We start from the raw sequence: 8,298 nt of genomic DNA, 5'->3' as shown, positions 1-8,298 counted from the left end.
GTGGGTCGCCGGCGTGCAGGGAGGGGAGCCACCCGCGGGACGCCGCGCCCCACCCGACGGGGATCCGGCGCCGCCGGCGGCCCGGGCCGCCGCGCCCCCCCCCGTCAGGGGCGTGGAGCGCGGACCCGTCGTGGTGCGGCAGGAGCCCGGCGGCAGCGGCGCCGGACACTCTAGCCCTTGACCGAGCCGGCCGTGAGGCCGCTGACGATGTAGCGCTGCAGGTAGAGGAACAGGGCCATGACCGGCAGGGCGGAGATCACGGCGCCGGCGGCGAAGACGCCCCAGTTCTCCGAGCGCTGCTGGGCGACGAAGGAGTAGAGGCCGACGGCGAGGGTCTGGCTGTCCGGGTCGGTGAGCACCACGGAGGCGATGACGAACTCGCCGGAGATGGCGATGTAGGTCAGGAGACCCACGACGGCCAGGATAGGGGTGACCAGGCGCATGATGATGCCGAAGAAGATCTGGGTGTGGCTGGCGCCGTCGATCTTGGCCGCCTCGTCCAGGGACTGCGGCACGGTGTTGAAGAACCCGTACATCAGGTAGGTGTTTACGCCCAGGGCGCCGCCCAGGTAGACCATGATCAGGCCCAGCTGGCTGCCCAGCCCCAGGGCCGGGATAACCTCGGAGATGCCGCTGAGGAGCAGGAAGATCGCGACGACGGCGAGCAGCTGCGGGAACATCTGCAGCAGCAGCAGGCTGAGCAGCCCCACCCGGCGGCCGGTGAAGCGCATCCGGGAGAAGGCGTAGGCCGCCATGGCGCCGAGGAAGACGGTGGCCGCGGAGGTAATGCCGCCGACCACCAGCGTGTTCAGGAACCAGCGGGCGAAGGGCCGGGACGGGATGTTGAACAGGGCGGTGAAGTTGCCGAAGTCGATCTTGCTGAACAGGGCGTTGGAGCCCACCAGGGTGCCGGTGGAGTTCAGCGCGGCGGAGAGCACGTAGAGCAGCGGGAAGACCGCGAAGATGGTCACGGCGATGCCCACCAGGTGCCGCCAGCCCTTGTCCGCGAACCAGACGCCGAAGGGGCGGCTGCGGTGCAGGGACTTGAGGCGTTCGACGTCGGCGGCGGTGGCGCGGGCTGCCTCCCCCGTTGCCGGCTCCGCCGTCGTCCCGGTGGCCTGGTCCGTCGGGGTCGCCGACGATGCCGTGCGCGGTGCTGGCCCGTTCATGAGTTCACGTCCTCGAGTGCCTTGGTCTGCTTGAAGCTGATGGCCGATACGGTGGCCACGATGATGAAGATGATGATGGCTAGGGCGCTGGCCAGCCCGTAGTCGCGGCCGGTGCCCTGCCCGAAGGCCACCTTGTAGACCAGGGTGATCAGGATGTCCGTGGCGCCGATGTCCCGTGTGGTGTCCGCGAAGCGCGGGCCGCCGCCGGTGAGCATGAAGATGACGTTGAAGTTGTTGAAGTTGAACGCAAAGGACGAGATCAGCAGCGGGGCGATCGAGACCAGCAGCAGCGGCAGCTTGATCGACCGGAATACCCGCCAGGCGCTGGCGCCGTCCATCCGGGCAGCCTCGTCCAGTTCGGAGGGCAGGGACTGGAGCGCGCCGGTGCAGACCAGGAACATGTACGGGTAGCCGAGCCAGAGGTTGACCACCAGGACGCTGATCTTGGCCAGCACCGGATCCGTCAGCCAGCCGATATGGGCGCCGCCCAGGAGGGTCTGGTTCAGCCAGCCGAACTCCGGGTTGAGGATGCCGGACCAGACCAGGCCGGTGAGGAAGGCGGGGAAGGCATAGGGCAGGATCATCAGGATCCGGTAGACCTTCTTGCCCTTGAGGTCCTCGCGGTTGAAGGCGATGGCCAGGAACAGGCCCAGGGCGAAGGTCAGCGCCACGGAGGCAATGGCGAAGGTGAAGGTCCAGAGAATGACGCCCACGAGCGGCCCGCGCAGGCTCGGGTCGGTGAAGGCGCGGGAGAAGTTTTCGAAGCCGACGTCGATCTTCCAGCCGGTGGACAGCGTCTGCCCGTCCGCCGCGGCGAAGGCGCCCTTGCCGTTGTCGCGGTAGACGGCGCCGCTGTCCGTGTCCGTGAAGGTGTCCGCACCGGCGTCGTACTTCAGCGAGGGCTTGAACTGGTAGGCGTTGCTGCCGTCCGCGGTGCGCAGGGTCCCGTCGGCCGGGTCGGCGGAGACGGGGACGGTGAGGGCCAGGATCTTCTGCTGGTTGGCGACGATCTCCTGGAAGTTCAGGGTCTGGTAGCCGTCCAGGGACTTGGCCTTGCCGGTGGAGTCCTTGACCGCGCCGGCGGCGTCCTCGAGGGGCTTGTCCGTGCTGCCGAGGGAGACCTTGCCGGCCGGGTCTGTGAAGAGCAGGTAGAACGAATCCCCCTTGGCCAGGACCGAGGTCTTGTAGGCCGGGGAGTCCGGGACGCGCTTCTGGGCGGTGAGCTGGATGGCGGAGATCGCGTCATCCTTGGTGCTGTTGTGCCCGTCGCCGTAGTTGGTGAAGGCGATGTAGCCGCTGAAGACCACCACGAAGACCTGGAAGATGAGCAGGAACAGCACGCCGGGTGCCAGGTATTTGGCCGGGAGGCCGCCCTTGCGCAGGTAGATCCAGTTGATCGCCAGGACCACGACGGCGGAGACAACCAGGACAGTCCAGGAGTGACTGAGGAACAGCATGGTCAGGACGAAGACGGCCAGCGCATCGACCAGGCCCAGCAGGACGATCTTGGCGATGATGCCCTTGGTCCCGTCCGGGGAGGTGCGGCGGCGGGCTGACCCGGCCTGCCGTCCCGTGCGCTTGCCTGTGCGGGATCCCGCGCCAGGGGCTGGCGGTGCGGCGGAGGGGTCGGTGCCCTCGCGGAGTTCTGTATCTGGCATGGCTCTTCAGTCCTTGGGAGAAGCAGGGTGATGCAGGAACGGGCCGGGCGGTGTGGTGCCGCCCGGCTCGGAGCTGTCCGGATCCCGCCGCGGCTGTGCGCGGCGGCGGGATCCGGGGCGGGGGCTAGCCCCCGATCTTGGTCTTGATGCTGGCAGCCATCTTGGCCCAGTCGGCGGCCGGGTCGCCCTGGCCCTTGATCAGGGACAGTTCGGTTGCACCCCAGTCAGCCCAGACGGCGCTCATTTCCGGGATGGCCGGCATCGGGACGCCGGTGGCGCCGATCTTGCCGAACGCCGCGACGACCGGGTCGCTGGCGGCCTTGTCGAAGGAGGCCTTCAGTGCCGGCGGGCGGCCGCCGGCCTTGTACATGGAGTCCTGGGCTGCCTCGGAGGTGAGGTAGTTGGTGACGAACTCGTTGGTGGCCAGGGCGTTGGCGCTCTTGGAGCTGATGAAGAAGCCGTTGACGCCGATGAACGGCTGCGCCGGCTGGTCGCCTGCGGTCGGCAGCGGGTCAACAGCGAACTTGATGCCCTTCTTCTGCACGTCCGGAACGTTCCACGGGCCGGTCAGGTAGTACGGGGATTCGCCGGCCAGGAACTTCTCCTTGGCGATGTCACCGGTGATGTTGGAGTTGATGATCTTTTCGCCGGCGTCACCCCAGGCGGCGAGCTTCTTGGCGAATGCGACGCCGGCGGCGTCGCCGATGAGGAGCTGCTTGGGGTCGTAGCCGCCGTCGGCAGCCTTGCCGAAGACCTGCGAGCCCATCGAGGACTGCAGCGGGTACAGGTGGTACGGGTCGCCCTGCTTGGGGTCCATGCCCACCAGGAACGGGAACTTGGCCTTGCCGTCGGCGACGGCCTTCTTGCCGTTGCTGATGACCTCGTCCATGGTCTTGGCCGAATCGGAGACGATCGCCGTGTTGCGCAGCAGCGCGATGTTCTCGATCGCGTACGGGACACCGTAGACCGAGCCGTTGTAGGTCATGGCCTTGATCGAGGAATCCTGGAAGGAGCCCTTCTTGTCGCCGAGTTCGACGGGGGCGATCACGCCGTTCTGGACGAACTTGCCTACCCAGTCGTGCGGTCCGACGATCAGGTCCGGGCCCTTGCCGGTGGGAACCTGGGTGATGAAGTCGTCACGGACGGCGGCGAAGTCCTTGACCACCAGCTTGACCTCGATGCCGGTGTCGGCCTGGAACTTGGCGGTGATGTCCTTCAGCGCCGGGGAGCGCTCGGCGTCGACCCACATGGTGATGGTGCTGGCACCGGAGGCCTTGAGGTCCGGCTTGGCCGTGGCGGACGGCGAGGCCGGGGAGGTGGCTGCCGCGCCGCCGCAGGCGCTGAGGGCCAGCGCGGCCACGACGGAGACGGCACCTGCCGTGAAAACCCGGCGGCTGGTGCCGGTGGTGAGGGTGTTCTGCACCTTCATTGGTGTCCCTTTCATAAAGATCCTGCATCCACACGTGAGGCCCGATCGGATCGAGTCGGGCCTGGTGGCATCGTCGGTGATGTGGCTCACAGCTGCAAGCGCTTCCAAGTTACACGCCGGTAGGTGGTTTGGGAAGTCGGCATTTGCCGGGCGTGTCGCGGGCGCCGGCCCCTCCGGCTGGCCCTTAGGGCTCCTCAGGCCGCCGATTGGCCCGGCGTTACAAGCAAATTCGCATCACTACCCCGACGGAGGCGCCCCGGTGCCGGGAGAGGCGGGTGACCGAAACTTCTGGAAGCGTTTTCATTTCGGTGTCTTCGGCCTTACGATTACCGGCATGTCAGTTGATACAGTCCCCGCCGCCCTTGCCGGCCCGTTGACCCTGGTGCACGCCGCAGACCACACGCCCGGCTGGTGGCGGTCCGCCGTTATCTACCAGGTCTACCCCCGGTCCTTCCGCGACCTGAACGGCGACGGCGTGGGCGACCTCGCCGGTATCACAGCAGAGCTGCCGCAGCTCGCCGAGCTGGATGTCGACGCCGTCTGGCTCTCCCCCTTCTACCGCTCCCCGCAGCGCGACGCCGGCTACGACGTCAGCGATTACTGCGACGTGGACCCGCTCTTCGGCACCTTGGACGACTTCGATGCCATGATGGCCGAGGCCAAGCGCTTGGGCCTGCGGCTGATCGTGGACCTCGTGCCCAACCACTGCTCGGACCAGCACGCCGCGTTCCAGGCCGCCCTCGCCGCCCCGGCCGACGGCCCGGAGCGGGACATGTTCATCTTCCGCGACGGACTCGGCGAGTCCGGCGAGCTTCCCCCGAATAACTGGCAGTCGCACTTCGGCGGTCCGGCCTGGACCCGGATCACGGAGCCCGACGGCACGGCCGGCCAGTGGTACCTTCACCTCTTCGATTCCTCCCAGCCCGACTTCAACTGGGACAACGACGCCGTCCACGCCGAGTTCGAACGCGTCCTGCGGTTCTGGCTGGACCGTGGGGTCTCGGGCTTCCGCGTCGACGTCGCCCACGCCCTGGTCAAGGCCCCCGGCCTGCCGGCGTGGGGCGGCCGCGCCGACGGCAACAGCTCCGACGGCTTCCCCGGCCACGAGGCGCCGATGTTCGGCCAGCCGGCCCTGCACGACATCTACCGCGCCTGGCGCCGGATCCTGGCCGAATACGGTCCGGACCGGATCCTTTGCGCCGAGGCCAATGTGGACCCGCTCCCCCGGCTGGCCGACTGGGTCCGCCCCGACGAGATGCACCAGGCGTTCAACTTCCCGTACCTGCACGCCGGCCTGGACCCGCACCGCATGCGCCGCGTGGTGACCGAGTCCCTGAACGCCCTGGACGCCGTCGGCGCCCCGACCACCTGGGTGTTGTCCAACCACGACGTCGTCCGGCACGCCACCCGCTTCGGCTACGACGGCCCGGCACCCCGCGACGGCGACGGCATCGGTCCCGCCGATCCCCAGCCGAACGCCGAGCTCGGCCGCGCCCGCGCCGCCGCCGCCACGATGTTCATGCTGGGCCTGCCCGGCGGGGCATACCTCTACCAGGGCGAGGAACTCGGCCTGCCGGACGGCATCGACATCCCCGACCACCAGCGCCAGGACCCCACCTTCGGGCGGACCGGTGGCGAGCGGCTGGGCCGCGACGGTTGCCGTGTGCCGCTGCCGTGGCGGGCCGGCGAACCGAACAACGGCTTCGGCTCCGGCGCGGACCCGTGGCTGCCCCAGCCGGAAAGCTTCGGCGCCTTGGCCCGGGACACCCAGGCCGCTTCGCCGTCGTCGCATTTGAACCTTTACCGCAACATGCTCGCACTGCGCCGGCAGCTGCGCCTCGGCGAGGGCTCCCTGGCCTGGCTCGAGGACTGGTCCACGGACACCTCGCTGGGCTACCTGAACGGCACCGTCGCGGTGCTGATGAATGTGGGCCACGAACCCCTCGACCTGCCCGCCGGAACCGTGCTGCTCCGCAGCTCCCAAGCCGCCGGCATGAACGCCCCGGAGCATCAGTTAGGCTCAGGGGAAACTGTTTGGCTGGAAATCTACATCGAGGACACGGAGAGCTGAAAATGCCCGGCATCAAGGACGTCGCGGAACGGGCCGGCCTCTCCATCGCCACCGTTTCACGCGCCTTGAGCGGCAAGGGCAATGTCTCTCCCCGCAGCCGCGCGCTGGCCCAGGCCGCGGCCGCGGAACTCGGGTTCGTGCTTTCCTACCATGCCTCCAGCCTGGCGTCCGGGCGGAACCACAACGTCGGCGTCGTGGTTCCGTCCGTGCACCGCTGGTTCTTCTCGGCGGTGGTGGAGGGCGTCTCGGCCACCCTGCTCGACGCCGGCTACGACCTCACGCTGTACAACGTCAGTGACGGCGAGGAGCGGCGGCACAGCGTCCTGAACGACTTCCTGCTGCGCAAGCGGGTGGACGCGGTCATTGCGGTGTCCCTGGAGCTCAGCGAGGCCGAAATCCAGCAGCTGCTGGCCATCCACCGGCCCATCGTTGGCATCGGCGGCCCCCTCCCCGGGGCTCCCACCATACGGATCAACGACTCGGGCCTGGCGGAGGCTGCCGCCCGGCACCTGATCCAGCTGGGGCACAGCCGGATCGCGCATATGACCGGAGACGCCGCCTACGACAAAGACTTCCGGCTGCCGGGCACCCGCCAGGCAGGTTTCACGGCAGCGATGCACGGCGCCGGCCTTCCCGTGCGGCCGGAGTGGCTGGTCTCCGCCGACTTCACCATCCAGGGCGCCTACGCCAGCGCCCGGCAACTGCTGGGGAGCTCCCCTGAGCGTCCGACGGCGGTGTTCGCCGCCTCGGATGAGATGGCGATCGGCACCATCCTCGCGGCCCGCGACTTCGGGCTTCGCGTTCCTGAGGATCTTTCGGTGATCGGCATCGACGGCCACGAGCTGGGCGAGGTCTTCGGCCTCACCACCATCGACCAAGATGCCCGCGGCCAGGGTGCCCTCGCGGTCCGGCGCCTCCTGGAGGGGCTAGAGGGCGGCGGCGGGGAGCCTGCCGCGGCGGACATGGAATACCCCACCCGGTTCGTCATCCGCTCCAGCACGGCCGTGCCCCCGGCCGACGCGTCTCCGCTGCACTAATACCGCCGGCTGGCGTACGTTCCTGCCCGGTTACTCCAGCAGCCCGAGCACTTACTCAACCGCAGCGGCCGGATTGTGGACCTTCCTAGGTTCCTTCCCGTGATGCTTGGGCGAGTAACTGGGGAGGATGGTACGGGGACGCCCCCGTTAGCCCTGGTCGCCGCCCATGAACCGGACATAGCGCTGCAGAAACATGGGCCAGAGGCCTTCGTACTCGTCACGGGTCACTGCCGGGTGTTCTGCGCCTTCCCATCCGCTGTGAACCAGACGGAGCTCGGTACCGGCATCCACAGCCCGGAACGCTACGCGAATCTCCGTGGACCACAGCGCCTGGGTTCCTTGGTGCCAGCTGGCGTGGAAGGAGAGAGGGGGCTGCCAGTCGTCGATGGTCCCCCAGATGGCGGTGCGGCCGTCGTCCGCGGTTTCCAGGATCAGGCTTTCCTCGAACTCCACGTAGGATCCGGCCCCGTACACGCCGTGCTCCTCGAGCGGCCACCACAGGTGCGTGTGCTCGGTGAAACCCACGAATGCCCTGGCGACGGCGCCGGGTACGACGACGGTGCACACCAACGGGTCAAGACCCTCGGAGGGCCCGGGCTCTGGGGCGGCAGCTGCGTGGCTGAAGAGGTTATCCATGGGCATCAACTCTACTAGGGCAGTCGATGGCGCCACCCCGTGCATAATCCTGCTTCCAGAGCCAGCTCAGCGTAAGCTCCTACGCCGTTGCTGCCGGCTCCAGAGCAGGCTCAACGGGAGGGGCTCTTACGTCGTTGCTGCTGTGGCCGTTAAAGAGCTCAGGCCCCGACACTTAGTGTCGGGGCCTGAGCCGCTAAATTATGTCCGGCGGTGACCTACTCTCCCACACCCTCCCGGGTGCAGTACCATCGGCGCTGTGGGTCTTAGCTTCCGGGTTCGGAATGGGACCGGGCGTTTC

6 protein-coding genes and 1 rRNA gene are annotated in these 8,298 nt (G+C 68.2%); 2 read left to right on the top strand and 5 right to left on the bottom strand.

The genetic code is table 11. The features are described 5' to 3' along the window. Positions 1-170: 170 nt before the first annotated feature. The 3 genes from AB0305_RS21820 to AB0305_RS21810 form a co-directional block, all read right to left on the bottom strand. Positions 171-1,169 carry a sugar ABC transporter permease gene (locus AB0305_RS21820; RefSeq protein ID WP_290258786.1) on the bottom strand — a complete coding sequence of 333 codons (999 nt, stop codon included), beginning with the start codon at positions 1,167-1,169 and terminating at the stop codon, positions 171-173. Then, positions 1,166-2,827: an ABC transporter permease subunit gene (locus AB0305_RS21815; RefSeq protein ID WP_364138837.1), complete on the bottom strand. Its 1,662-nt coding sequence runs from the start codon at positions 2,825-2,827 to the stop codon at positions 1,166-1,168. Before AB0305_RS21815 ends, AB0305_RS21820 begins: the two co-directional genes overlap by 4 nt. A 124-nt stretch (positions 2,828-2,951) precedes the next feature. Next, positions 2,952-4,256, bottom strand: coding sequence for a maltose ABC transporter substrate-binding protein (locus AB0305_RS21810; RefSeq protein WP_364138839.1), 1,305 nt, complete (start codon positions 4,254-4,256; stop codon positions 2,952-2,954). Between the two features lie 334 nt (positions 4,257-4,590). Here AB0305_RS21810 and AB0305_RS21805 point away from each other — a divergent pair, with 334 nt between their 5' ends. Then, positions 4,591-6,327: a glycoside hydrolase family 13 protein gene (locus AB0305_RS21805; protein ID WP_364138841.1), complete on the top strand. Its 1,737-nt coding sequence runs from the start codon at positions 4,591-4,593 to the stop codon at positions 6,325-6,327. Positions 6,328-6,329: 2 nt separating this feature from the next. Continuing rightward, positions 6,330-7,364: a LacI family DNA-binding transcriptional regulator gene (locus tag AB0305_RS21800; RefSeq protein ID WP_364138843.1), complete on the top strand. Its 1,035-nt coding sequence runs from the start codon at positions 6,330-6,332 to the stop codon at positions 7,362-7,364. A gap of 147 nt (positions 7,365-7,511) precedes the next feature. Here the strand turns inward: AB0305_RS21800 and AB0305_RS21795 are convergent, their stop codons facing one another. After that, the gene (locus AB0305_RS21795) at positions 7,512-8,000 is read right to left on the bottom strand and encodes a hypothetical protein (RefSeq protein WP_364138845.1); all 489 of its coding nucleotides are present in this window, start codon (positions 7,998-8,000) and stop codon (positions 7,512-7,514) included. A 202-nt stretch (positions 8,001-8,202) separates the two neighbouring features. Continuing rightward, positions 8,203-8,298: ribosomal RNA gene (rrf, locus tag AB0305_RS21790) — 5S ribosomal RNA — on the bottom strand; the annotation flags it as partial.

It is taken from the genome of Arthrobacter sp. NPDC080086, from assembly GCF_040702285.1.
The sequence above is the reverse complement of the archived record's forward strand: the minus strand, read 5'-3'. Positions and strand labels throughout refer to the sequence as shown.